The 23,498-nt window shown below is 63.1% G+C and carries 22 protein-coding genes; 10 read left to right on the plus strand and 12 right to left on the minus strand.

The genetic code is table 11. The annotated features are described in order from the left end of the window. Positions 1-45: 45 nt before the first annotated feature. Positions 46-1,647: a DUF2125 domain-containing protein gene (locus HOY34_RS03315; protein ID WP_172359900.1), complete on the minus strand. Its 1,602-nt coding sequence runs from the start codon at positions 1,645-1,647 to the stop codon at positions 46-48. A 473-nt stretch (positions 1,648-2,120) separates the two neighbouring features. Between HOY34_RS03315 and HOY34_RS03320 the strand changes: the two genes are divergently transcribed. Continuing rightward, the gene (locus HOY34_RS03320; protein ID WP_172359901.1) at positions 2,121-2,735 is read left to right on the plus strand and encodes an enoyl-CoA hydratase/isomerase family protein; all 615 of its coding nucleotides are present in this window, start codon (positions 2,121-2,123) and stop codon (positions 2,733-2,735) included. After that, positions 2,732-3,910, plus strand: coding sequence for a TIGR03862 family flavoprotein (locus tag HOY34_RS03325; RefSeq protein ID WP_366926902.1), 1,179 nt, complete (start codon positions 2,732-2,734; stop codon positions 3,908-3,910). The genes HOY34_RS03320 and HOY34_RS03325 overlap by 4 nt, the downstream gene beginning before the upstream one ends. A 43-nt stretch (positions 3,911-3,953) precedes the next feature. Here the strand turns inward: HOY34_RS03325 and pheS are convergent, their stop codons facing one another. Next, entirely contained in the window at positions 3,954-5,033 is a 1,080-nt protein-coding gene (gene pheS / locus HOY34_RS03330) for a phenylalanine--tRNA ligase subunit alpha (protein ID WP_436644943.1), read from the minus strand. A gap of 228 nt (positions 5,034-5,261) precedes the next feature. On the opposite strand from pheS, the gene HOY34_RS03335 reads away from it, so the two are divergent. After that, positions 5,262-6,356, plus strand: a complete 1,095-nt coding sequence (locus HOY34_RS03335; RefSeq protein WP_172359902.1) for a glycosyltransferase family 61 protein — start codon at positions 5,262-5,264, stop codon at positions 6,354-6,356. 148 nt (positions 6,357-6,504) lie between these two features. Here the strand turns inward: HOY34_RS03335 and rplT are convergent, their stop codons facing one another. From rplT to pyk, 4 genes are all read right to left on the minus strand, one after another. Next, the gene (gene rplT, locus HOY34_RS03340) at positions 6,505-6,870 is read right to left on the minus strand and encodes a 50S ribosomal protein L20 (protein WP_172359903.1); all 366 of its coding nucleotides are present in this window, start codon (positions 6,868-6,870) and stop codon (positions 6,505-6,507) included. Between the two features lie 12 nt (positions 6,871-6,882). Continuing rightward, the gene (rpmI, locus tag HOY34_RS03345; protein ID WP_092899823.1) at positions 6,883-7,083 is read right to left on the minus strand and encodes a 50S ribosomal protein L35; all 201 of its coding nucleotides are present in this window, start codon (positions 7,081-7,083) and stop codon (positions 6,883-6,885) included. 140 nt (positions 7,084-7,223) lie between these two features. Further along, positions 7,224-7,448, minus strand: a complete 225-nt coding sequence (locus HOY34_RS03350; protein ID WP_172359904.1) for a hypothetical protein — start codon at positions 7,446-7,448, stop codon at positions 7,224-7,226. A gap of 35 nt (positions 7,449-7,483) precedes the next feature. Next, complete coding sequence (gene pyk / locus HOY34_RS03355; RefSeq protein ID WP_172359905.1) at positions 7,484-8,932, minus strand: pyruvate kinase; 1,449 nt, start codon at positions 8,930-8,932, stop codon at positions 7,484-7,486. Positions 8,933-9,117: 185 nt separating this feature from the next. Between pyk and HOY34_RS03360 the strand changes: the two genes are divergently transcribed. The 3 genes from HOY34_RS03360 to HOY34_RS22275 all read left to right on the plus strand — a co-directional run bounded on the left by HOY34_RS03360 (position 9,118) and on the right by HOY34_RS22275 (position 11,422). Then, positions 9,118-9,873, plus strand: coding sequence for an N-formylglutamate amidohydrolase (locus tag HOY34_RS03360; RefSeq protein ID WP_172359906.1), 756 nt, complete (start codon positions 9,118-9,120; stop codon positions 9,871-9,873). Positions 9,874-9,913: 40 nt separating this feature from the next. Next, positions 9,914-10,255 carry a DUF1244 domain-containing protein gene (locus HOY34_RS03365; protein ID WP_172359907.1) on the plus strand — a complete coding sequence of 114 codons (342 nt, stop codon included), beginning with the start codon at positions 9,914-9,916 and terminating at the stop codon, positions 10,253-10,255. 174 nt (positions 10,256-10,429) lie between these two features. Next, on the plus strand, positions 10,430-11,422 hold the full coding sequence (locus HOY34_RS22275; protein WP_172359908.1) for a calcium-binding protein: 993 nt from the start codon (positions 10,430-10,432) through the stop codon (positions 11,420-11,422). Between the two features lie 103 nt (positions 11,423-11,525). On the opposite strand, the gene HOY34_RS03375 is transcribed toward HOY34_RS22275, so the two are convergent. Together HOY34_RS03375 and dgcA are read right to left on the minus strand one after the other, a co-directional pair. Beyond that, a complete protein-coding gene (locus HOY34_RS03375; RefSeq protein WP_172359909.1) occupies positions 11,526-12,383 on the minus strand; it encodes a D-amino-acid transaminase in 858 nt (285 codons plus the stop codon). Between the two features lie 4 nt (positions 12,384-12,387). Next, positions 12,388-13,350, minus strand: a complete 963-nt coding sequence (gene dgcA, locus HOY34_RS03380; RefSeq protein ID WP_172359910.1) for an N-acetyl-D-Glu racemase DgcA — start codon at positions 13,348-13,350, stop codon at positions 12,388-12,390. A 224-nt stretch (positions 13,351-13,574) separates the two neighbouring features. Here dgcA and HOY34_RS03385 point away from each other — a divergent pair, with 224 nt between their 5' ends. The 3 genes from HOY34_RS03385 to HOY34_RS03395 all read left to right on the plus strand — a co-directional run bounded on the left by HOY34_RS03385 (position 13,575) and on the right by HOY34_RS03395 (position 17,046). Then, on the plus strand, positions 13,575-14,534 hold the full coding sequence (locus HOY34_RS03385; protein ID WP_172359911.1) for an L-malyl-CoA/beta-methylmalyl-CoA lyase: 960 nt from the start codon (positions 13,575-13,577) through the stop codon (positions 14,532-14,534). A 344-nt stretch (positions 14,535-14,878) separates the two neighbouring features. Continuing rightward, entirely contained in the window at positions 14,879-15,838 is a 960-nt protein-coding gene (locus tag HOY34_RS03390; protein ID WP_172359912.1) for an acetyl-CoA carboxylase carboxyltransferase subunit alpha, read from the plus strand. Positions 15,839-16,020: 182 nt separating this feature from the next. Further along, complete coding sequence (locus HOY34_RS03395) at positions 16,021-17,046, plus strand: Hint domain-containing protein (protein ID WP_172359913.1); 1,026 nt, start codon at positions 16,021-16,023, stop codon at positions 17,044-17,046. A gap of 113 nt (positions 17,047-17,159) precedes the next feature. Here HOY34_RS03395 and HOY34_RS03400 read toward each other — a convergent pair whose 3' ends face one another. Genes HOY34_RS03400 through HOY34_RS03410 form a run of 3 tightly spaced genes read right to left on the minus strand, consistent with a single transcriptional unit; the run spans position 17,160 to position 19,479 of the window. Next, positions 17,160-17,903, minus strand: a complete 744-nt coding sequence (locus HOY34_RS03400) for a lysophospholipid acyltransferase family protein (protein WP_172359914.1) — start codon at positions 17,901-17,903, stop codon at positions 17,160-17,162. Then, the gene (locus HOY34_RS03405) at positions 17,900-18,772 is read right to left on the minus strand and encodes a cell division protein FtsX (RefSeq protein WP_172360023.1); all 873 of its coding nucleotides are present in this window, start codon (positions 18,770-18,772) and stop codon (positions 17,900-17,902) included. The genes HOY34_RS03400 and HOY34_RS03405 overlap by 4 nt, the downstream gene beginning before the upstream one ends. A gap of 35 nt (positions 18,773-18,807) precedes the next feature. Continuing rightward, positions 18,808-19,479: a cell division ATP-binding protein FtsE gene (locus HOY34_RS03410; protein ID WP_172359915.1), complete on the minus strand. Its 672-nt coding sequence runs from the start codon at positions 19,477-19,479 to the stop codon at positions 18,808-18,810. Positions 19,480-19,668: 189 nt separating this feature from the next. Between HOY34_RS03410 and HOY34_RS03415 the strand changes: the two genes are divergently transcribed. Then, on the plus strand, positions 19,669-20,799 hold the full coding sequence (locus HOY34_RS03415) for a zinc-ribbon domain-containing protein (RefSeq protein ID WP_172359916.1): 1,131 nt from the start codon (positions 19,669-19,671) through the stop codon (positions 20,797-20,799). A gap of 132 nt (positions 20,800-20,931) precedes the next feature. Here the strand turns inward: HOY34_RS03415 and HOY34_RS03420 are convergent, their stop codons facing one another. Then, entirely contained in the window at positions 20,932-23,490 is a 2,559-nt protein-coding gene (locus HOY34_RS03420) for a DUF4175 domain-containing protein (RefSeq protein ID WP_172359917.1), read from the minus strand. Positions 23,491-23,498: the final 8 nt, after the last annotated feature.

Raw genomic sequence — 23,498 nt, forward strand, 5'->3', positions numbered from 1 at the left:
GATGGCCCCGGGAATAAGGGCGCGGCCGGGCCCTCAGTAAACCCCTCAGTAAACCTTGATCCCGTTCAGATACACGCTTTTGTCCCGGAATTCGATTTCCGAGATCAGGCTGTCGGGGGTTGTCCCCGCCTTCGCAACCGCCATCAGCATCGCCCGAACCCCGGTCAGATCCGCATCCTCGATGTCGCCCCTTTTGTGCATCAGGTCGATCAGCGCATAGATCCCATTGGCCTGGAAGCTGAGCTTACCCGAGGGCGCGGGCACGCCCTGGAACCGCGCAAGATCTGTAAAGTCAAAGCTCAGACCACCCTGCCCCTTTGCATCGGCCCCAAAGCCTGCTAGGGCCAGCTCATTGATTTTGAAGCTGAAGTTATCAAAAGGCAGCTCTGTCGCGCTTGGCTCATAGCCTTTGGCAAGCGCCTCGGGCCGCAACCCGTATTTTCCGGCCAGATCAATGGCCATGGTCAGCGGGTCACGCGGCAGATCGCGCAGTTCCTCATCAGCCTCCCAGACCTCATCGGGCAGCACGATATTGCGCAGGATATAGGCCACCGACCAATCCTGCGGGCCACGCCAGCCATTCAGCCCAAGGTTCAGCGAGAACCGATATTCATCGACGCTCATTTCCATGCTGCCATCATGATCGATGGCAACGCCCTCCAGCTGGCTGAAATCACCAGTGGTCTTCAGGGAAATGCCGGCAAGCTGAAAGCCAAGACCTGTGGCCGCCGCATCGAGGCCCGCATGTGCCCCGGCCTGTGCCACCGCAAAGCTGACCCTGGCCTCTTCGCCATCTGCATCCTCGATCCGCGCAGCCACCGTCGCCCCGTCAAAGCTGGCGCTTGCCGTCATGCGCAGCCCTGCATCCAGAACCGCCGCGATATCGCCAAGGCCGACGACGCCCCCGGCCGACCCATCCTGCAACGCCTGCACCGCCGGAGAGGTCAGCGGAATCGCGCCCGATGCCGCCAGTTTTGACGGGCCGATATTCAGCGAGACCTCACCCTGCCCATCGGGGGCGCCTGTCAGCTGCACCACGCCATTCAGCGTCGCAAATGACAAAGCGGCATCCAGCATCGGGGATTCGGCGCCTAAATCCTGCACATAGCGCAGATCGAAACCGCCCAGGGTGGCGGATATTGCAAGCTCACCCTCGGTTTTGGGCAAGGGCGGCACAATACGGTCAAGCGTCAGCGTGATATCCGGCGAGGCCGCCTGAAACTCAGCCTTCTCGCCCAGGCCCCGCACGATCAGCGTCAGCTCTGGTGCATCAACGCGGAAAAACACCACCTCAGGCAGGGCGTTATCAGCCGCGCCTGCCCTGGGCGGGGCCTCAAACATCAGCGGGAAGCTGTCGGGCAGGATCACGCCGACCGACCCATCAGCCTGGTTGATCAGCCGCACTTTCTCCAGCTGCAGCACCCCGGCTTCGCCGCCCATATCAAGCCGCAGATCCGAGAGAACCAGCTGATTCCCCTCGCGCGTTTCGGTGGCAGAAAGGGTGCCCCCCGCAACCGCGACACCATCCTGCCAGGCCGCCCATAAGTCCTGTGCCATCACGCCCTGGGCATGGCCGGTAATCGGTGACAGCACCGACGCAAGAGCCACAGAACCTGCGAAAACGGTGGAACGGAGCGAGCTGGACATATGATTTCGCCTGAACGATAGCACACCAACCCGATTTGAGACCCGCGACACTGGCCGGGCCAGTATTTCCAGACGCCGCGACTGGCAGCTTAACTGAACTCTTCGCCGTTCTCAAAGAGGTGTCAGGTAAGAAATACCCTATACTGCGGCTTTAGCTGTGCCAAATGGCCAGAGCCTGCGGTTCGGGGCGGGGGCCGGGTGCACCCCAATCTTGCACGCCGTTTTGACGCTCCCGTTTTGACGCCCCCGTCCTGACGCCACCGCCTTGACGCCCCTGTCTTGCCAGGATCGAAAGAAAGCATAGCAAAAGCTGCATAGCAGGGCCTTTCGTGCGAAATGCTGCGAAACATCATATTGGCCACGGCCCGCCTCTCTGGCCACGGTTGACATATAGGGCACCTGATTCGATTGAGATTTCCTGAACGCCGCATGAGCAAATGCAAACCAGGCCACCGCAAAACAGGAGCGACAGTATGATTGTCACTGAGGATCAGGGTGCGTTGCGCATCATCCGTCTTGCGCGGGCCGACAAAGCCAATGCCCTGACCGCTGAAATGCTTGCCGCGATTGCAACGGCGGCGGAAACAGCGGCCGCCAGCGGCATTCAGGTGCTGGTTCTGACCGGCGAGGGGCGGGTTTTTTCCGCCGGGGCCGATCTGGATGCGGTCGCCAATGGCCTGGGCCAGGACCCGGTGTGGGAGCGGGCCTCGAGCGCGATCGCAGATTTTCCCGGCCTGACAATCGCTGCGCTGAACGGCACGCTGGCGGGCGGCGCCTTTGGGATCGCGCTGGCCTGCGACATCAGGATCGCCCCGCCCAGCGCGAATTTCTTCTATCCGGTGATGCGGCTGGGGCACTTGCCGCAGCCCTCGGATCCGGGGCGGCTGTCGGCGCTGATCGGGCCGTCCCGGGCCAGAATGATCCTGATGGCGGGCGCCCGCATCAATGCCGAAGAGGCGCTGACCTGGGGGCTGATCGACCGCATCACCACCCCCGGCACCCTGGTTGAAACCGCGCTGGAACTGGCCGAACATGCGCTTGGGGCCAGGGCGGGCCATGTCGCTGCGATCAAGGCGATGACCAGGTGAGCGGCGACAAAGTGAGCCGACCGGACGCGCTGGTGATCGGGGCCGGCCCCGCCGGGCTGATGGCCGCGGAACAGCTGGCCCGCGCCGGGCGCAAAGTCCTGATATGTGAGGCAAAACCCAGCCCCGCCCGCAAATTCCTGATGGCAGGAAAATCGGGGCTGAACCTGACCAAAGACGAGCCCCTTGCCCGCTTTCAGGCGCAATACAGCCCACCCGACTGGCTGGCCCCGATGCTGGCGGCCTTTGGCCCGACCGAGGTGATGCAGTTCAGCCGTGATCTGGGCCAGGAGGTTTTCACCGGTTCTTCGGGGCGGGTGTTTCCGGTGGCCATGAAGGGCTCGCCTTTGGTGCGGGCATGGCTGCTGCGGCTGGCGGAGCTGGGGGTTGAGATCCGCACCCGCTGGCGGCTGAGCGGCCTGGGCGGCGGCGTTTTCCGCTTTGATACGCCGGATGGCCCGCAGCAGATGCAGCCTGCGGTTTGCGTGCTGGCGCTTGGCGGGGCCAGCTGGCAGCGGCTTGGCTCTGACGGGGCCTGGGTGCCGTGGCTGCAGGCCGAAAGGGTGCAGATCGCGCCCTGGCAACCTGCGAATATGGGCGTCACCCTGACCTGGTCGCGGCATATGGAAAAGCATTTCGGCCAGCCGCTGAAAGGGATCACGCTGACGGCGGCAGATCTGCAAAGCCGGGGCGAGATCGTCATATCCGCCAAAGGGTTAGAGGGCGGCGGCATCTATCCGCTGGCCCCTGCGCTGCGGAGAGGCGCCCTCCTGCAGATCGACCTGCTGCCGGGGCTGAGCGCGCCAGAGGTGACGCAGCGGCTGGCCCGGATGCGCAGCTCTGAGACGGTGGTGAACCGCCTGCGCAAGCTGGGCCTTTCGCCTGCAGCGGTGGCGCTGGTGATGGAATGGGGCCGCGCCGATCCGCTGGCCGCCCCTAAGGCGCTGAACGTGCCCTATAGCGGCCTGCGCCCGCTGGATGAGGCGATCTCGGTCGCGGGCGGGGTGATGCGGGCGGCGCTGACGGACGAGCTGGAACTGAAGGCCATGCCCGGCACCTATCTGTGCGGCGAGATGCTGGACTGGGAGGCCCCGACCGGCGGCTATCTTTTGACCGGCTGCTTTGCCAGCGGACATTGGGTGGGCCTTGCGGCGGCCAGATACCGGGGCACGCAGTAGCCGCCAAAAGAAAAGGGGGCGGAAACGCCCCCTTTGCCACCGCTTATCGGCTTAGCCCGCCGGGCAGGTTCGGCAGATCCAGCGCGCCAAATCCGTAGTGTTTCAGCCAGCGCAGGTCGCTTTCAAAGAAGGCCCGCAGGTCGGGGATGCCGTATTTCAGCATCGCAATCCGGTCGATCCCCATGCCGAAGGCAAAGCCCTGCCATTTGTCGGGATCAATCCCGCCAGCCGCCAGCACCTTGGGGTGCATCATGCCAGAGCCGAGGATCTCCATCCATTTGTCGCCCTCGCCGATGCGCAGCTGGCCGCCGACATTGGAGTAGCGGATATCGACCTCGGCCGAAGGCTCGGTGAAGGGGAAGTGGCTGGCACGGAACCGCAGCTCGACCTTATCGACCTCAAAGAAGGCGCGGCAGAACTCTTCCAGCACCCATTTCAGATTGGCCATCGAGATATTGCGGTCAATCGCCATCCCCTCGACCTGGTGGAACATCGGCGTATGGGTCTGGTCCATATCCATGCGGTAAACGCGGCCCGGCGCGATCACCCGGATCGGTGCGCCCTGATCCAGCGCCGCGCGGATCTGCACGGGGCTGGTATGGGTGCGCAGCACATGCGGCGGGCGGTTGTCCCCCTCGGCGCGGTGCATGAAGAAGGTGTCATGTTCCTGGCGGGCGGGATGTTCGGGCGGAATGTTCAGCGCGTCGAAATTGTGCCAGTCATCCTCGACCTGCGGGCCCTCGGCGACGGAAAAGCCCATATCGGCGAAGATCGCGGTCAGCTCGTCCATTACCTGGGAAATCGGATGGATCGTGCCCTGACGGCGCGGGCGGCCCGGCAGCGTCACGTCAAGCCATTCGGATTTCAGCCGCTCGTCCAGCGCGGCATCGGCCAGCGCGGTTTTGCGGGCGCGAAGGGCGGTGTCGATCTCGGTTTTCAGCTCATTGAGATGGGCGCCTGCGGCCTTGCGCTCTTCAGGGTCCATCTTGCCGAGCGTCGCCATCATGGCGGAAATCTCGCCCTTTTTGCCAAGCGCGGCGAGACGCACCTCTTCCAGCGCGGCCTCGTCAGCGGCACCGGCCACGGCTCCGATATATTTGCCACGGATTTCGGTCAGATCCATCGGAGCCCCCGGGGTAAGAAACAGCTGAATTGCCCTGCAGGGACTAGCCGGAAGACCTCTGGGATGCAAGATCAGTCCCTGGGGCCGCCACGGCTGCCCGGCGATGACATCGGGCGGCGGCCCTGCCCCGCCCCTGCCTTCCGGGTGCCTGCCTTCCGGGCGCTTGCCTTCCGGGCGCTTTCCCAGCATGTTTCCCATGATTTTCTTATGTTTTACGGATCATTCCGAATGACCAGGCCGTTTTCACCGGACGAAGCGCTTTCCGCACGAATTGAGATTGTCCCCAATGCTTTGCTGGTGCCCTATAATGATCCGACCCCCAGGCGGGGCAAAGTTCATCTCGGCGGAGTTTATCGCAGTGACCTGAGTTTTGTCGAAAACTCGCTGTGTTTTATCTCTGAGACCCGGCAGGTAAATCGGCCGCAACCCGGCATACGGGGCGATGATGCCGCGGAACTGGCCGGAACCTGGCTCTTTGGCGGCAAACACGACAGGCGGTTCGGGCATTTTCTGGTTGAAACGCTCAGCCGTCTCTGGGCGCTGGAGTATTGCCAGGGGCCGATTGCCGGGATTGCCTTTCTGCCGCCAAAGATCGTGCCGGCAAAGCGGGCCAGTCTGCAGCTGCAATCCTCGGCCCCGCTGTTTGATCTGGTTGGCGAATTGCCCCCTCGCCGGGCTTTCACCGAAAAGACCCGGTTTGAGCGTCTGATCGTGCCCCCCCAGGGATGTGGAGCCGGGATGATGGCCCCGGGCAGCCCCGAATTCCGCGCCTTCATCAACAGGCGTTTCGCGCCCGGGATCCAACCCAAAGGGGCAAAGAAGCTTTATGTCTCACGCACAAAGATGACCGGCACGCCGGGGCATCTGCTGTTTGAGCGGCTGATCGAAGACGCGGCCCGGGAAGAGGGCTATGACATCTTTCATCCGCAAGAGCATGGTCTGGCAGAGCAGATCGCCAGCTACCGGGCGGCGGATTACATTCTCGGGGTTGAGGGCTCTGCCTTTCACATGATCGCCTTTTCCGCCCGGCCTTCGGCGAATATCGCGATGATCCGCCGCAGGATGAGCGATGCCGCCGATGGGTTCATCGATCAGATCGCCCGCATCACCGGCGCGAATTGCGTTGATGTGAATTGCCTGACCGAGAATTTCTTCATCCCCGACACGCTGCCTATGGCCAATGGCACCCCTGATCTGGGCGCAATCTATGCGCTTTTGCAGCGCGAGGTGTTTTTCGCCAAACACCACAGCAGCCCTGATCTGACGCCAGAGGTGATCGAGGCTGAGAAAGCGGCGCTGGCCGCCGCTATGACCAAAGAATAGCCCCGGTATCTGCCCAGCCGGGCCGCCGAAAAGCGGATAAGGGGATTACGCCGGGGCACCCCGGCAGATCCTGCGCGGGACAAAACGCACCTGCAGAACTGAAAAACCCCGCCATTGGCGGGGCTTTTCTTTAATCCGGGCGAATGCCTCAGGCAGCCAGAGCAGCGCGGGCCTTGTCAGCGATCGCGTTGAACGCCTCCGGCTCATGCACGGCGAGATCTGCGAGGACTTTGCGGTCCACTTCGATCCCGGCTTTGGCCAGACCGTCGATCAGGCGCGAATAGGTGAAGGCCGGGTCGAACAGACGGACCGCAGCATTGATCCGCTGGATCCAGAGGGCGCGGAACTGCCGCTTGCGGACCTTACGGTCGCGGGTCGCGTATTGCTGCGCCTTGTCAACGGCTTGCGTTGCGGTGCGGAAATTGGTCGAGCGGGCGGCGTAGTAGCCCTTGGCAGCCTTGATCACCTTGCGGTGACGGGCGTGGGTCACTTTACCGGATGTAACGCGGGACATATGTCTCTCTCCTTACCGGTTATAGGGCATGTATTTTTTGACGATCTTCGCATCCGAATCGTCCAGGATCATGGTCCCGGTCGCCTGACGGATGAAGGTCGTCGAACGTTTGATCATGCCGTGGCGCTTACCGGCCACACCGGCCTTCACACGCCCCGAGGCGGTGAAGGAGAACCGCTTTTTCGCAGCGGATTTCGTCTTCATTTTGGGCATTTTACACTCCAGTGCTTTCGCGCGTGATGCGGCATGCCACCTTCGCCGATCTCGCGGTTCTTATAGAAGCCGTTCCTATAGGGGGTTCAGGCCACAGCGGCAAGGCCTAATCGGGCGGCGCCCCGGCGTTCGGGGCAGATTCAGGGCAGATAACGCCAGATCACCGCGCCCATGACGCCCGGAATCTCTGACACTTCATACCCGCCCGGCTTTTGCGTGAATGCGGTGATCACCAGGGCTGTGGCGATCACCACCATCAATGTTCCGATTCGGCCGGCCCGGCCATCGACCCAGGCCGCGAGCATCGCCGGAATGGTCAGAACGCCTATGACGACACCAGCCGTCAGCAGAATATCCGCGTCCATACCAACCCCACCGAATACCTCACTACAGGCAGAGGTTAGCCGGGGTCAGACTTTGAAATCAACCGTTCATCGCAGGGCGCAACCCTGAGGATATTGGTCGAGCCGGGCACATTGAACGGCACGCCCGCCGTGACCACGATCTGATCGGTTTCGTCGGCGAACCCAGCCGAGCGCGCCGCGCGGATCGCGGAAAGCACCGCGCCCTTGAACCGCTCTTGCTCGGGCACCAGGGCGCAATGCACGCCCCAGGTCAGCGCAAGGCGGCGCGCGGTTTCAACCAGCGGAGTCAGCGCGATAATCGGCACATGTGGACGCTCACGCGCCACAAGGCCCACCGTCTGGCCGGATTGGGTGAAGCAGGCGATCGCCTTGATGTCAGTCGCCTCGGCAATCTCACGGGCGGCGGCGACGATACCATCGGCCACCGTCTCACGCTTGACCACGCGGCTGGCGTCGATGATCGAGATATAGGTCGCGTCAGCCTCGACCGAGCGGGCGACATTGTCCATCGTGGTGACCGCCTCAACCGGGAAACGGCCGGCAGCCGATTCGGCCGACAGCATCACCGCATCCGCGCCCTCATAGATCGCGGTGGCGACATCCGAGACCTCGGCGCGGGTCGGCATCGGGTTTTCGATCATCGATTCCAGCATCTGGGTGGCGACGATCACCGGCTTCGCGGCGGCGCGGGCCTTGCGCACCAGACGTTTCTGGATCGGCGGCACCGAATGGACCGGCAGCTCAACCCCCAGATCGCCACGGGCAACCATGATACCATCCGAGACCGCGAGGATCTCTTCATAGGCCTTCACCGCGGCAGGCTTTTCGATCTTCGACAGGATCGCGGCGCGGCCTTTGGCCAGAGCGCGGGCCTCATGCACATCCTCGGCGCGTTGCACGAAGGACAGCGCCAGCCAGTCGACGCCCAGCTCGCAGACGAATTCCAGATCCTTGCGATCCTTGTCCGACAAAGCCGCCAGCGGCAGCACCACGTCAGGCACGTTCACGCCCTTGCGGTTCGAGATAACGCCGCCGATCTCAACCACGCAATCGGCAAAATCCTTGCCGCATTCCAGCACTTTCAGCCGGATCTTGCCGTCATTGACCAAAAGCGTGGCGCCAGGTTCCAGGGCTGCGAAAATCTCAGGGTGCGGCAGCTGCACGCGGGTCGCGTCACCCAGGGCCTTATCCAGATCAAGGCGGAATTTCGCGCCATCGGCCAGGTCATGCCCTCCATCTGCGGCAAAGGCGCCGACGCGCAGCTTTGGCCCCTGCAGGTCAGCCAGGATGCCGATCGGGCGGCCAAGGTCGCTTTCGACCTGGCGGATGATGGTATGACGCTCGCGGATGTCGTCATGGGTGCCATGGCTCATATTCAGGCGGAACACATCGGCCCCGGCGGTGAAGAGCTGGCAGATCATGTCATAGGTGCTGGAAGCAGGCCCCAGCGTTGCGACAACCTTGACGTTACGGTGACGGCGCATGCCATCCTCCTGTCTCGAATTTCGTGTTACAATGTGGGCCATCCGCGTTATGGCGCAGAATGTTAGCGCCCGCAACAGAACGATTTGTAACGATGCCGTCTTTCGCATTGCGGATGCTTGGCCGGGGGGCCTGAATAGGATACCCCGATGAAAGAACAGGCGATTACAGCGGGGCTGCGGCAAAAATGGCGGCAGAGACAGCACAGGACGCATATCATATTGAAGGCGAGGGCCGCCCCGGCCGCTGGCTGGTCACCTGCGATCACGCCACGAACCGGGTGCCCGACTGGGTGAATGGCGGCGATCTGGGCCTGCCGCCCGCCGATATGGCCCGCCATATCGCCTTTGACCCCGGCGCGCTTGGGCTGGCGCGGGCGCTGGCGCAAGACCTGGACAGCCCGGTGATTTCCACGGATTTCTCGCGGCTGGTGATCGACCCGAACCGGGGCGAGGATGATCCGACGCTGGTGATGCGGCTTTATGACGGCTCGGTCATTCCGGCCAACCGCCGGATTGACGCCGCCGGGATCGAGGCACGGCTGAACCGGCTTTACCGCCCCTATCACGCGGCCCTGGCGCGGCTGGCAGCGCAGCGGCAGGATGTTGCGATCCTGGCGATCCATTCCTTCACCCCATGTCTGCGCGGGCGTCCGCCCCGGCCCTGGCATGTCGGCGTCCTGCATTCGCATCTCGACAGCCGCCTGTCGCGCCCGCTGCTGGCGGGGCTGAACTGTGAGGCCGATCTTTGCATCGGCGACAATGAGCCCTATTCCGGCCATCTGCCCGGCGATTCCATCGACCGCCATGCCCTTGCGCAGGGACGGCACAATACATTGATAGAGCTGCGCAATGATCTGATCACCGATGCCGCCAGCCAGCAGGCCTGGGCCAAGCGCCTTGCGCCGATCCTGGAGGCCGCCCTTGAATCCGCCCGCTCCTGAAACCGCCCGCTCCTGACGCCACCCTTTCCTGAGGCCCGCCATGTCTGACACCCCTGCCCTGCCCGTCCTCCCCGACCAGACCCGGACCGAGCTGGAGGCCGCAACCTTTCGCGCCCTGATGCACCATCTGCTGCAGGCGCGGCCCGATGTGCAGAATATCGACCTGATGAACCTGGCCGGATTTTGCCGCAACTGCCTGAGCCGCTGGTATCAGGAGGCCGCAGGGGCCCAGGGCATCGAACTGTCGAAAGACCAGGCCCGAGAGATCGTCTATGGCATGCCCTATGCGGACTGGGTGGCCTCGAATCAGACAGAGGCCGGGGCCGACAAGCAGGCCGCCTTCCGCGAGGCCTTTGCCCGCAACGTCACCGACAAGGCCTGAGCAAGGCCTGAGGCGGCCAGCAAAGGCGCGGAAACAATCCCGGATTGCGGCCAGTATTTCGGGTAATTGCAGCAACATTTAATCAACCTTTAGCTGATTTTCTTGACTCCAATTCGCGCAAGGATCATCGCTGCTGAATATATTGGCATTATTCAGTCGGTGGGGGCTGCCGCGATGGAATTTCTGTTTCTTCTTCCTGTCTTACTGGTCGCAGGCGTCTTCGTCGCCCTTGATGATGATGACAAGGATGATGAGGGCGATTCGCCCGATAACCCCCATGTGATCCGCGGCACCGATGATGTTGACCGCCTTGAGGGCACCGGCGAAAGCGATGCGATCTATGGCGGCGGCGGCAATGATGCGCTGATCGGCCGGGGCGGCGATGACCTGCTTTATGGCGGCGAAGGTGCAGACGCGCTTTATGGCAATATGGGCAATGACACCCTGATCGGCGGCGAGGGCAACGACACCTTGCAGGGCAATCAGGGCGACGACACCCTCTATGGCGGCGCGGGTGATGATTACGGCCAGATCGTCGCAGGCGAAGGCAATGACCATTTCTACGGCGGCGATGGCAATGATGTGCTGAACGGCCGCGATGCGGATGGCGACACCTTTGCGCGGGGCGGCGCCGGGCGTGACGTCATGCATACCGGCACCGGCGATGACACGCTTTATGGCGATGCCGGCAATGACGCGCTGCGCTCGCTGGGCGGATCCGACACCTTCTATGGCGGCGTCGGCAATGACTATATCCGCTCGACCGATCTGGACCCTGACCATGTCGGCAATGACCTGCTGTTCGGCGGCGATGGCAATGACCGGCTGACCGCCGATGGCGGCGACACGCTGACCGGCGGCGAAGGTCAGGACATTTTTGAGCTGGATCACCGCGGCCTTGGCGAAGGCGTGATGACCGTCACCGATTACAGCCCCTCCCAGGACGAGCTGCATATCCATGTGCTGGAAGGCCCGGAACTTCCCGAAGTCAGCCTTCGCGCCTCGGGCACCGGAACCATCGTAACCGTGAACGGCATCGACGAGGTTTTCCTGGAAAACATCGCCCCCGATGCCGTCAACAGCGACGATTTCTTCGTGACGCGCCACGTCACCCCGGCCCCCGTCCCGGCCCCTGTTTCCGATCAGAGCCCGCTTATCCGCATCTGACGGGACAGCCAGAACAGCCAGTTAAGGCACAGCCAGTTGAAAAAGGGCCGCTCCAACACCGGAGCGGCCCTTTTGTCGTTCAGGAGTTTACTCCCAGCGCGGTTCAGACCGCCGCTTTGTTCATCTCATCAAGATAGATCTCACGCATCCGCGCTGCCACCTTGCCCGGCTTGCCGGTGCCGATAGAAGCGCCGTCCAGTTCGACCACCGGCATCACAAAGGCCGAGGCCGAGGTGATGAAAGCCTCATCCGCTGCCTGCGCCTCTTCGACGGTGAACAGGCGTTCCTCGATCTCGAACTGCGCCTCTTTGGCAAAACGCAGCACCGCCGCGCGGGTGATCCCGTGCAGGATATCCGAGGACAGCGGGCGGGTGATGATCTTATTGCCCTTCACAATATAGGCGTTGTTCGAGGTGCCCTCGGTCACATGGCCATCTTCGGTGAACCAGGCATCATCGACGCCCGCTTTCTTGGCCATCATCTTGCCCATCGACGGATAGAGAAGCTGCACCGTCTTGATGTCGCGCCGCCCCCAGCGGATGTCCGGGATAGAGATCACCCGCAGCCCGATCTTCGCCTGCGGATTGTCGGCAAGCCCCGCCTTGGCCTGGGTGAACAGCACCACGGTCGGTGCGACGCCCGGGCCCCAGGCGAAATCCCGGTCGCCCGGATTGCCGCGCGTGACCTGCAGATAGACCATGCCCTCGGTGACATTGTTCAGCGCGACCAGCTCACGATGCACGGCCAGCCATTCATCCGCGCTGAGCGGATTGTCCATCTCCAGCTCATCCAGCGAGCGCTGCAGCCGCGCGACATGGCCGCCAAAGTCGATCAGCTTGCCATTCAGAACCGAAGTTACCTCATAAACGCCATCCGCCATCAGAAAACCGCGGTCGAAAATGGAAACCGTGGCCTCGGTTTCGGGCAGATACTGGCCATTCACATAGACGGTACGGGTCATGCTGTTATCCCCAGAGTGCGCGTGTCGGCGGATGAAGCTGCGAAAGATCATAGTGCAGCGGATGAGGGCGGTCTTCTGCCAGCAAGAGCGGCCCGTCAAGATCAACATGCGCCGCACCCTGCGCCAGCATGACCGCAGGGGCCATGCCAAGGCTGGTGCCGACCATACAGCCCACCATGATGCCAAAGCCCTGCTTTACAGCCGCATCGCGCAGGGCCAGCGCCTCGGTCAGGCCGCCGGTCTTGTCCAGCTTGATATTGATCACGTCATAGCGGCCCTGCAATTCGTGCAGACCGGCGCGGTCATGGCAGCTTTCATCGGCGCAAACCGGCAGCGGCCGGGCCATATCGGCCAGCGCCTGATCCTGGCCTGCGGGCAGGGGCTGCTCGACCAGCACCACCCCCATATTGACCAGACGCGGCGCCAGATCGCGGTAGACATCCGCCGTCCAGCCCTCATTGGCGTCGATGATCAGCCGGGCGTTGGGGGCACCACGGCGCACCGCCTCAAGTCGGGGCATGTCATCGGGGGTGCCGAGTTTGATCTTCAGCACCGGGCGGTTCTGGGCGGCCCGCGCCGCCGCCTCCATCTGATCGGGCGCGGCCAGTGAAAGGGTGAAGGCGGTGGTGACGGGGGCGGGCTCTGGCAGCCCGGCCAGCGTCCAGGCGCGCGTATTGGCGGCTTTCGCCTCAAGATCCCACAGGGCGCAGTCAACGGCATTTCGCGCAGCCCCCGGCGGCAGCGCGTCCTGCAGGTCTTTGCGGGTGATCGCCTCTGGCAGGGCCCGGATCTGCGCCAGGACCGAGTCGATACTTTCCCCGTAACGCGCATAGGGCACGCATTCGCCGCTGCCGGTAACACCGCCACGGGTGATGCGAACCGTTACAACCTGCGCCTCGGTCTTTGAGCCACGGCTGATGGTGAAAACCTGTGCGAGACGAAACCGCTCGGTCGTGACTGTGATCATTTGACCCTCTGCCCGTTCTGACCTGTCGTTCTGGACCATCATTCCCGGCCCTCATTCCTGGCCCTCAGCGCCCTGTCTCGCCTGGGCGCGGTAAGGGCAAGTAAATTCCACGCTGCTTTGCGGCAGGATGATTCTGCAGGCGCAAATTCTTCTTGCAGGCCACAAGGTAACAATCTACCAATTTTTGCAATCAAATCAGAATATGATTACCAAAGGATCACGCGATGAGCTTTCGCCTTCAGCCCGCTGCGCCTGCCCGGCCCAATCGCTGCCAGCTTTTCGGCCCCGGCTCGCGCCCGGCGCTGTTTGAGAAGATGGCCGCCTCGGCGGCAGATGTGATCAATCTCGATCTGGAGGATTCCGTCGCCCCCCAGGACAAGGATCAGGCGCGGCAGAATATCATCCAGGCCGTGAACAGCATCGACTGGGGGAAAAAGACCCTGTCGGTGCGGATCAATGGCCTCGACACCCCCTGGTGGTATCGGGATGTGGTCGATTTGCTGGAACAGGCCGGGGATCGCCTTGACCAGATCATGATCCCCAAGGTCGGCTGCGCTGCCGATGTCTATGCGGTCGATGCGCTGGTGACCGCGATCGAGCGGGCAAAGGGCCGGCAAAAACCGATCAGCTTTGAAGTCATCATCGAAACGGCTGCCGGAATTGCCCATGTCGGGGAAATCGCCGCCTCCAGCCCGCGCCTGCAGGCGATGAGCCTTGGCGCGGCCGATTTCGCAGCCTCGATGGGGATGCAGACGACGGGCATCGGTGGCACGCAAGAGAATTACTACATGCACCGCCAGGGCGAGAAATACTGGTCTGACCCCTGGCACTGGGCCCAGGCCGCAATCGTCGCCGCCTGCCGCACCCATGGCGTGCTGCCGGTCGATGGGCCCTTTGGCGACTTTTCAGATGATGAGGGCTTTCGCGCCCAGGCGCTGCGCTCGGCCACGCTGGGCATGGTCGGCAAATGGGCCATTCACCCGAAACAGGTGGCGCTGGCCAATGAGGTCTTCACCCCCTCTGAGGCCGCGGTGGCTGAAGCCCGCGAAATCCTTGCCGCGATGGAGGCCGCAAAAGCCGCAGGCCAGGGCGCTGCAACCTATAAGGGCCGGCTGGTCGACATTGCATCAATGCGCCAGGCCGAAGTCATCACGCGCCAGGCTGAAATCATTTCGCAAAACTAGCGGGAATCCGTTGACACATTGCTTTTACATTGTGCAACATCTTTCCAACGGCGCTCAACCACAGGGCAATGCCAAAAGAACACCCGAGCCGCGACCACAGGGAGAGGAGGCCCTGCGCGGCAATCCGGGAGGACGCACGCCTCATAGTTCAGGACAGTGGTCCAGGGCTATGGGGCGTTGCCATTTCTGACCCTTTGCAGTCCATCCCTCACCGCCCCCGAAGCCGATGGCGCTGCCCGCGCACGCAGGGATGGTGCCCGCTCTGCGCCTGGCCTTTGTGCTGAGAGTTGCACTTCGCCGCCTTCCTCGCCATATAGGGGGTGATCAAAATAAGGGTCCTGCGCATGATCTATCTCGATTTCGAAAAGCCCCTGGCCGAGATCGAAGGCAAAGCTGAGGAATTGCGGGCACTTGCCCGCAAGGATTCCGCTATGGATGTCACGCGTGAGGCCGAGGCGCTGGACCGCAAGGCCGAAACCGCGCTGCGCGATCTTTATAAGAATCTGAGTGCCTGGCAGAAATGTCAGGTCGCGCGCCACCCGGATCGGCCGCATTGCCAGGCTTATATTGACGCGCTTTTTACAGAATATACGCCGCTGGCCGGGGATCGCGCCTTCGCCGACGACCATGCCGTCATGGGCGGGATCGCCCGCTTCAATGACCGCCCGGTGATGGTGATCGGCCATGAAAAGGGTCACGATACCAAGACCCGGATCGAGCATAACTTCGGCATGGCCCGCCCCGAAGGCTATCGCAAAGCGATTCGCCTGATGGATCTGGCAGACCGTTTTGGCCTGCCGGTGATCACCCTGGTCGACACCCCCGGCGCCTATCCCGGCAAAGGGGCAGAAGAGCGCGGCCAGTCTGAGGCGATTGCCCGCTCGACCGAGAAATGCCTGTCGCTTGGCGTGCCGCTGATCTCTGTGATCATCGGCGAGGGTGGCTCGGGCGGGGCGGTGGCATTTGCAACCGCCAACCGCGTCGCCATGCTGGAGCATTCGGTCTATTCGGTGATCTCGCCCGAAGGCTGCGCCTCGATCCTGTGGAAAGACGCCGAGAAAATGCGTGAGGCCGCCGAGGCGCTGCGCCTGACGGCACAGGACCTGCAAAAGCTGGGCATTGCTGATCGCATCATCAAAGAGCCGGTCGGCGGGGCGCAACGCGCCCCCTCGGAGGCGATTGATGCTGTGGGTAAAGCCATTGAGGCGATGCTGGCCGAGATCGGCGATAAAAAGCCCGCGGCGCTGCGCAAAGATCGCCGGCAGAAGTTTCTTGATATGGGAACGAAAGGCCTGGCTGCCTGATACCGCAGTCTGCGGCTGACAGCCCGGTTCTTAAAATTACCCGTTTTTAGCGGCAATATTGCCTCAGGCTGCTATTTAGCATGCCCGATTTTTTGCCCGCCCTCTGGATTTTGCCATAAATAGCGCAAAGAAAACGCGCAGTCGGTGGGTATTAGGGGCCCACTGATTGTAAGGATTGTATCATGGCCATTACCAATCTCATCGTGAATGGTGACTTCAACCTCGGCAGCTCCGGCTGGTCCGGGGTCGATATGGAAACCGCCTATACCGAGAATTCATATCTGGGGAACGGGTCGTCCAATCGCGTCGCTGAGATGGATGGCGGATCAGGCCAGATCACCGTGATGTACCAGGTGGTTCAGATCACCGCTCCTGGTACCTACCCGCTGGAATTCCGCACCGCGCTGCGCAATGGACAGCCGCTTTCAAATGGCGAAGGCTTTCGCATCGACATCTATGATGAGACAATCGGTCTTCCGATTTTCTCGCAGCATATCTATCCGCAGGATCAGTCCTGGGCGTCCTTCCGGATACCGATCACCTTTGAAACTGCCGGGCCCTATAAGGTCAGCTTTACCGAGCTGGGGGTGAACAACAGCTATGGCGCTATCATTGATGATATTGCGCTGCTGGTCTGCTTCACCGCCGGAACGCTGATTGCGACCCCCGAGGGTGAGCGTCCGGTCGAACAGCTGCAGGCAGGCGACCTGGTTCTGACCAGTGATGGACGCGCATTGCCGCTGAAGTGGATTGGCGCCCGCACCATCACGGCTGCGCAGCAGCTGCATGACGGCAGCCTCTGCCCGGTGGTTTTTGAGCCCGGTTCGCTGGGCGATGGCATGCCAAAGCGCCGCCTTGCGGTCTCGCCGCAGCACCGCATGCTGGTCTCGGGCTGGAAGGCCGAGCTGTGGTTCGGCGAATCCGAGATTCTGGTTCCGGCGATCTCGCTGGTGAACAATGGCTCGATCCGCCAGGCAAGCGCCGCCGAGGATGTGACCTATGTGCATTTCCTGCTGGAAGAGCACGAGATCGTGCTGGCCGAAGGCGCTCCGAGTGAAAGCTTTCACCCCGGCGACCACTCTTTGCAGGGGCTGGAAAGCGACGCCCGCAATGAGGTTCTGCGCCTCTTCCCGCAATTGCATGACGCGCCGCCGATGGCTGCACGCCCGGTGGTGCGGCGCAAACTGGCATCGCTGCTGGCCGACTGACAGGCTTACGGGCTGGCTTACGGTTCTGGCTTACTGGGCTGGGGTTTCAGCCTGACCTGACAAAAAGCAACGCCGCGGGGATCTTCCTGCGGCGTTAGTCTTTGATCGGCCTGCTATGCACTTTCGTCCCGGCTGCCCGAAAATCCGGCCTCAACCATCAGCCTGTCGGACGCAGTCTCGACCTCGGCCTCAAGCTTTTTCATAAACGCTGACAAAGACAGACCGGGGGCTATCGTGGGCAAAAACTCGACCACAGCGACACCCGGCCTGCGCAGGATACCGCGCTTTGGCCAGAACAGGCCGATATTGGTTGCGGTGGGCACGCAGGGCTGACCCAGCTGCTGATAAAGCAGGCCTGTCCCAACCTTATAGGGCATCGAAACCCCTGGCGCGACGCGGGTGCCCTGCGGGTAGATCACCAGCTGCCCCGGCTCGGCGCGGCCCTTTTCGACATCGGCCTTCATTTTGGCCAGTGCGGCGCCCCGCTTGCCCCGATCCACAGGAATGCAGCCGATCCGCAGCGCATACTGGCCCAGAAACGGGGTCCAGATCAGCTCGCGTTTCATGACGAACCTGGGGCGCGGGACAGAAGCGAAGATGACCAGAATATCAAAGAAACTCTGATGCTTGGCGGCGATGATCACTTCACCCACCGGGGCTGTGCCGCGAACCTCTGTGCGAATACCGCACAAAATCCGGGCCGTAAGGATCACCCATCTTGCGTAGAGGTGGCAGACCCAAAGCGCCGCCCGCCGTGACGCCATTGCAAAGGGAAAAAACAGCACCGCAAACACCGCCATCACCACATACATCTGGATGATGAAGATCAGCGACAGCACCCAGCGAATGGCGATCATCGGAACTCTCTCAGTTTGCGAAGGGCGGCGTAGCGGGTCGAGAAGAAGGCAACCAGCCCCACCAGCGGCGGCAGCACGAAGGGCAAAAGCCAGCCCCAGCCGGTAAAACCAAGCCCGGTCAGGAAGGCCCCGGCCGCATCGGCACGCGGCAGGATCAAAACGCCGATCAACCCGAAAACCGCACCAATACAGGCCCCGGAAAACGCCCGCAGCGTAAAGCGGCGCACGAAAGCGCGGGCGATATACTGATCACGCGCCCCCACCAGCCGCAGCACCCGCACCACCTGGGCATTGGCCTCCAGCGAGGCGCTGGCCGCCAGCGTCACCATCGCCGCCATCGCCGTTCCGATCAGGATGATCGACAACAGGCCCAGCATCCGCAGCTTGCTGGCAGCCTCGGCCAGCGGGCGCCGCCAGCGGGCATGATCATCCAGCACCGCGCCCGGCGCCTCGGCCCGCAGGCGCTGACGCAGCCCATCGGTGTCATAGCCCGGATCCGCCTCTGTCACCTCGATCAGGCCGGGCAGGGGCAGCTCTTCCACGGGAAGCTCAGGGCCGAACCAGGGCTCCAGCAAAGCGCGGTTTTCGGCATCCGTCAGGGCGCGGGCCGATTCGACGCCCGGCGTCGCCGCCAGCAGGGCCAGAATCGCGGCGGTCTGCGCCTCCATCTGGCCGGGCGGCGCGGAAAGGCGGATGGTCGAGGTCCGCGCCAGCGCATCCGACCAGCGGGTCGCCAGCCGCCCCGAGGCCAGCGACAGCGCCATGGCAAAGACGCAAAGAAAGGTCATCGCGGCGGCGGTGAAAGTGGTCAGCCATGCGGTATGCCCCGAGGGCGGCACCACCCGGTCAGAGCGCGAATCGGGCGACATCAGCGCAAGGGCGCGGGTGATCGGTTTTGGCAGCCTCACAGGTCGGCCCCCGCCAGCTGGATCCGCCGTTTCGAGATGCGCAGCACCCGGGTCGGGATCTGGTTTTTGGCCTGGCGAATCAGGTTCAGGTCATGGGTGGCGATCAGAATCGTTTTGCCCATCCGGTTCAGCTCGACCAGCAGCGTCAGCAGCCTCAGCGACATCTCCCAGTCGACATTGCCGGTGGGCTCATCGGCGATAATCACATCGGGCCCCATGATGATCGCCCGCGCCAGCGCGGCCCGCTGCCTTTCCCCGCCCGAAAGGGACGGTGGCAAAGCATCGGCCAGATGCGACAGGCCCACCCATTTCAGCAGCTCATTCAGGTCATCCGCCGAGGTTTTCTTGCCCGAAACGATCAGCGGCAGCTGCATATTGGTCGCCAGCGGCAGGTGATCAAGGAATTGCACATCCTGATGCACCACGCCGATCCGACGCCGGACCGCCGCCACATCATCGCGGCCCAGGGTTTTCACCTCACGGTCAAAGATCGTCACATGGCCGGCGGTGGGCAAAAGCTCTGCATAGGCCATTTTCAGGAATGTCGTCTTGCCCGAGCCCGAAGGCCCGGTCAGGAAATGGAACGAGCCCGGTGCCAGCCGCAGCGTCACATCTGACAAGAGCTCTCCGCCGCCATAATTATAGGCTGCACTTTCGAAGGCAATCACCGCCCGATCCCCCTGCACCCAGAACCCTGCGCCGAAGCCCCTGGCCCAACTCTTGCCCGTATTTATATACAAACCATGACCTGATTCGCACAGGTCGCGGTGATTGCACAAGACCAGGCGACATAGTCTTGGACGAATGCCGGATTATTGCTAGAAGAGAAAAGGACTTAGCTTCGGGCGGGGATTTTCATGTTACTGGCCTGTCCAAATTGTGACGCCAGATACGATGTACCGGACAACGCGATTCCTGAAAACGGACGCGATGTTCAGTGCTCGAACTGTGGTCATGCCTGGTTCCAGCTGCCCTTTGATGCAGCCCAGTCGGAGGAGGATCTGCAGCCGACCGCCCCCGACCAGGAGGCCCCGGCTGCAGCCTGGACCACGCCGGATTCTGCCCCGGAACCTGCTGATTTTGACGAAAACGAGGTTGCAGCGGCGGATCAGGCCGCACCGCCGCCAGGCGAAGCAGCTGCCTTGCCCCCCTCTGACGACGTTGAGGCAGCCGTTGAGATCGCAGAGGCTGCCGTCGTGCTGCCGCCCGTTTCACCGCCGCCCGAGACAGCACAAGACGCCCCTGGGCCCGCCCCGGAAGCCAGCGTGATCGGGCTGGTGCCACAGCCACCTTCGCGCGCAGACAGTGTCGAATCGCCCCCGCTTACCGGGGCCAGCGCCCTGAAGGCCGCGCTGAGTGCTGGCCGCAAAGAGGCCGATCCGGCCCCGATCGCAGCGCCGCCGCCGCAACCCGTCCGCCGTGAGCTGGACGACGAGGTTCTCGCAATTTTGCGCGATGAGGCCGAGCGCGAGGCCGAGGCCCGTCGCAGCGAGGCCCAACGCAATACGAATCGCCGGGCCGAGGCGGAAACCGGGTTGCAATCCCAGCCCGAGCTGTCGGTGCCCGCGCCCACCCCGGAGATGACCGCGCAGCAAAAGCGGCTGGCGATGCTGCGCGGCGAGGATCTCGATGATGATGATCCGCCGCCCGAGCAGGGGCGCCCCATGGCGCGGCGCGACCTTTTGCCCGATGTCGAGGAAATCAACTCGACCCTGCAGCCCGACGAGGCCCGTTTCGACCCTGATGCAGAAGTCGAATCGCTGCCCGATCTGACCAGGGGCAGCTTCAGAACCGGATTCTGTCTTTCTGTCCTGGCGCTTATTCTTGCGGCGCTGGCCTATGTGTTTTCGACCGAGATCACAGCCTGGTTCCCGGCGCTGGAAAGCACGCTGCAGAAATATGTCCTGTTCGTCGACAATCTGCGCAACTGGCTGAATTCCCTGATGGACAGCGCCACCCACGCCCTGAGTGACAGCGGCCAGCAGTGATCTGAGCCCGTCGTGGGCTCTGCCCGGGGCATCGTGGTTTAAGGCATCAGGATTTCAAAAGGGGCGCATCCGGCATCGGATGCGCCCCTTTTATATTGTCTTTCAGCGCGGCGCCGGCGGCCGTCTGATCGCTCAGAACAGCTCGAGCAGGCGCCGCAGATAATCCAGTTCCGCATCAGGGCGCGCCGCCTCGCCCGAGCGGCGGCGGATTTCATCCAGCAGCTCCTGGGCGCGCTGATCCGGCGTGTTTTGCACCATATTGCGGTCAGAGCCGATACGGGCCGAAGATCCAGGCTCGCGCCCCAGCGGATCGACGGCATTCGGGTCTACGCGGCGGGCCTCACGCGGGTCCTGGTTGCCGCCCTCGGCGCCGGGTTCGCGCTCGATATCGGCAAGCGCCTCGCCCAGATCGCGCATGCCCTGGCGCATCCGCTCCATCGCTTCGGCCTGCTTGTCCAGCGCCCCGGCCAGATCACCCTGACGCAGCGCCTCCTCGGCCTCGCGCATGGCCTGCTCGGCCTCGCCCAGCCGCTCGCGGCCCTCTTCGCCCTTCTCTGAACCGTCACCCGGCATTTTGCCGTTCTGCATCTCGTTCAGACGGTCGCGCAATTCGCGCTGGCGGTCGGCCAGCTCACCCGGATCGGTGCCCCCGCCCTGACCATTTCGCCCACGCTGCATGTCACGATAGGCGTCGTCGGAAAGGCCCTGCTGATCCTTCAGCGTCTCGCCCAGATCACGCATGGTGCCCTGGCCCTGCCCCTGGCCTTCGCCCTGACCACCAGGACCATTCTGGACCTCAAGGTTCTCCATCAGCTGGCGCAACTCTTCCATCAGCTGCATGGCTTCGGCAGTTTTGCCTTCTTTCATCAGCCGCTCGATCTCATCAAGCAGCTTTTGCAGCTGGTCATCGGTGATGGTGCGGCCACCACCCTGGCCCCCCTGCCCGTCCTGGCCATCCTTGCCGTCCTGATTGCCGTTGGCCTGATCCTGGGCCCGCAGCTCTTTGAGATACTCGCGCATCGCCTGCTGCATCTCTTTCATCAGATCGTTGATTTCCTCGGGCGAGGCCCCGTTGCGCATCGCCTCTTCCAGGCGATCCTGCGCCCGCTGCAGCCGTTCAAAGGCGTTGTTCAGATCGCCCTCTTCAAACATGAAGGCGATTTCCCACAGCTCTTTGGCCACCTCATCGCGCTGCGTATCGGTCAGAGGCTGTGCCATCGCATCGGCACCGCGCACCAGAACCCGCAGCCGCTTGGCCGCGTTTTGCGAGCGGGCCAGCTCTTCAGGGCGATTGCCGATTGCCTTCAGCAGTTGCAGCACACGCGGCAGGTTTTCGCGGTTCCACAGAATGTCGCGCCGCATCTCAACCACGGCATTGGCCATCGGATCGAAGAACCGCTTGCCCGGCAGCGTGACCTGCAGCGGCTGGGCCTGACCCTCATTCCCGGCCGCATCGCTGACCGAGAACACCATGCTGACCGGCATATTCGAGAAAAGATGCTCTGACAGATCATCAACCAGCGTCTGCGTGACCTCACGCCGATCCCCTTTCACGGGCATCGGCAGATCCAGCGTCACCGGATCCGACGTCTCGGGCGCGATTTCCAACCCATAGCGGCGGATCACCTTATCCGCATCAAGGCTGATCGTAACCCGCCCTGCCGTGACACCGTAATCATCGCTGGCTTTGAACTTTTGCCTGAAGCGGCCATCGGCTTCGCGGCCCATCTCGCCTGTCAGCTCGACCGAGGGGGCATTGTCGGGGGTGGCGATGACCTGCCACTCACGCCCGGTGCCGCCTGTACCCCCGATCGACAGGCGGCCAGACTGGCTGACCACCAGCTCTGTCAGACCGCGCAGCCCCTCTGGCACCGCCGCCGTCACCTCGCCTGCGGGCGCGGGGGGGGCAACCTGGGCGATGGTCTGTTCAATCGCAGGGCCATCCTGATCGCCATAGACGCGGATCTGGATCCTGGATCCGACCGGCACCTCAAATTCAGGGGCGGTGATATCGTTCAGATAAAGCACCGGCTTTCCGGTATAGGCAGGCGGGCGGGCCCAGCCTTCCCAGGTGGGGCCAGAGGGGATCGCCTGGGCCGGGCCGGGGCCGATGGCCACAACCTCTGCCGCGCGCCAGAACGATCCGAACAGCGCCGCCATCACCGCAGCCGTCAGCGCCACATAACGCAGCGACAGCCGATCCCGCGAGGCCAGTTGCAAATCAGGAGGAACCGCGCGGGCCGCACGGGCCTTTTCGGCCATCCGCGCCAGGTGCACGCGCCAGACCGCGACCGATTGCGCATCATCGGCCCCAATCGCCTGGGCATCGCGCAGCGTTGCAATCGGGCGGCCGGGCAGCGAGGCATCCAGCCGGATCAGCGCCTCGTCCGAGGTGGGCCGGCGAAATTTCCGCCAGCCCCAGACCAAAGCGATCAGCGCCGCCAGTGCCACCAGACCAAGCCCGATCTGCAGTTGCAGCAGCGATCCGAAATCATGCAGGCCAAAGGCCACCGCCGAGAAAGCCAGCAACAGGATCGACCACAGCGGCCAGAAGGCGCGGGCAAGCCGCTCGGCCCAAAGCCCGATCAGCGTCAAACGGCGCGGCCATTCGATGGATTTCAGCGCCTCTGCGCTGGTTTGATCGGACCCGCCCTGCCCTTTGGCAGATCTGTCAGCGCCTGGCGCAGCCATCCACTCTC

Origin of the sequence: Pseudogemmobacter hezensis, from assembly GCF_013155295.1 — a bacterium.
In the GTDB taxonomy this organism is placed as follows: domain Bacteria; phylum Pseudomonadota; class Alphaproteobacteria; order Rhodobacterales; family Rhodobacteraceae; genus Pseudogemmobacter; species Pseudogemmobacter hezensis.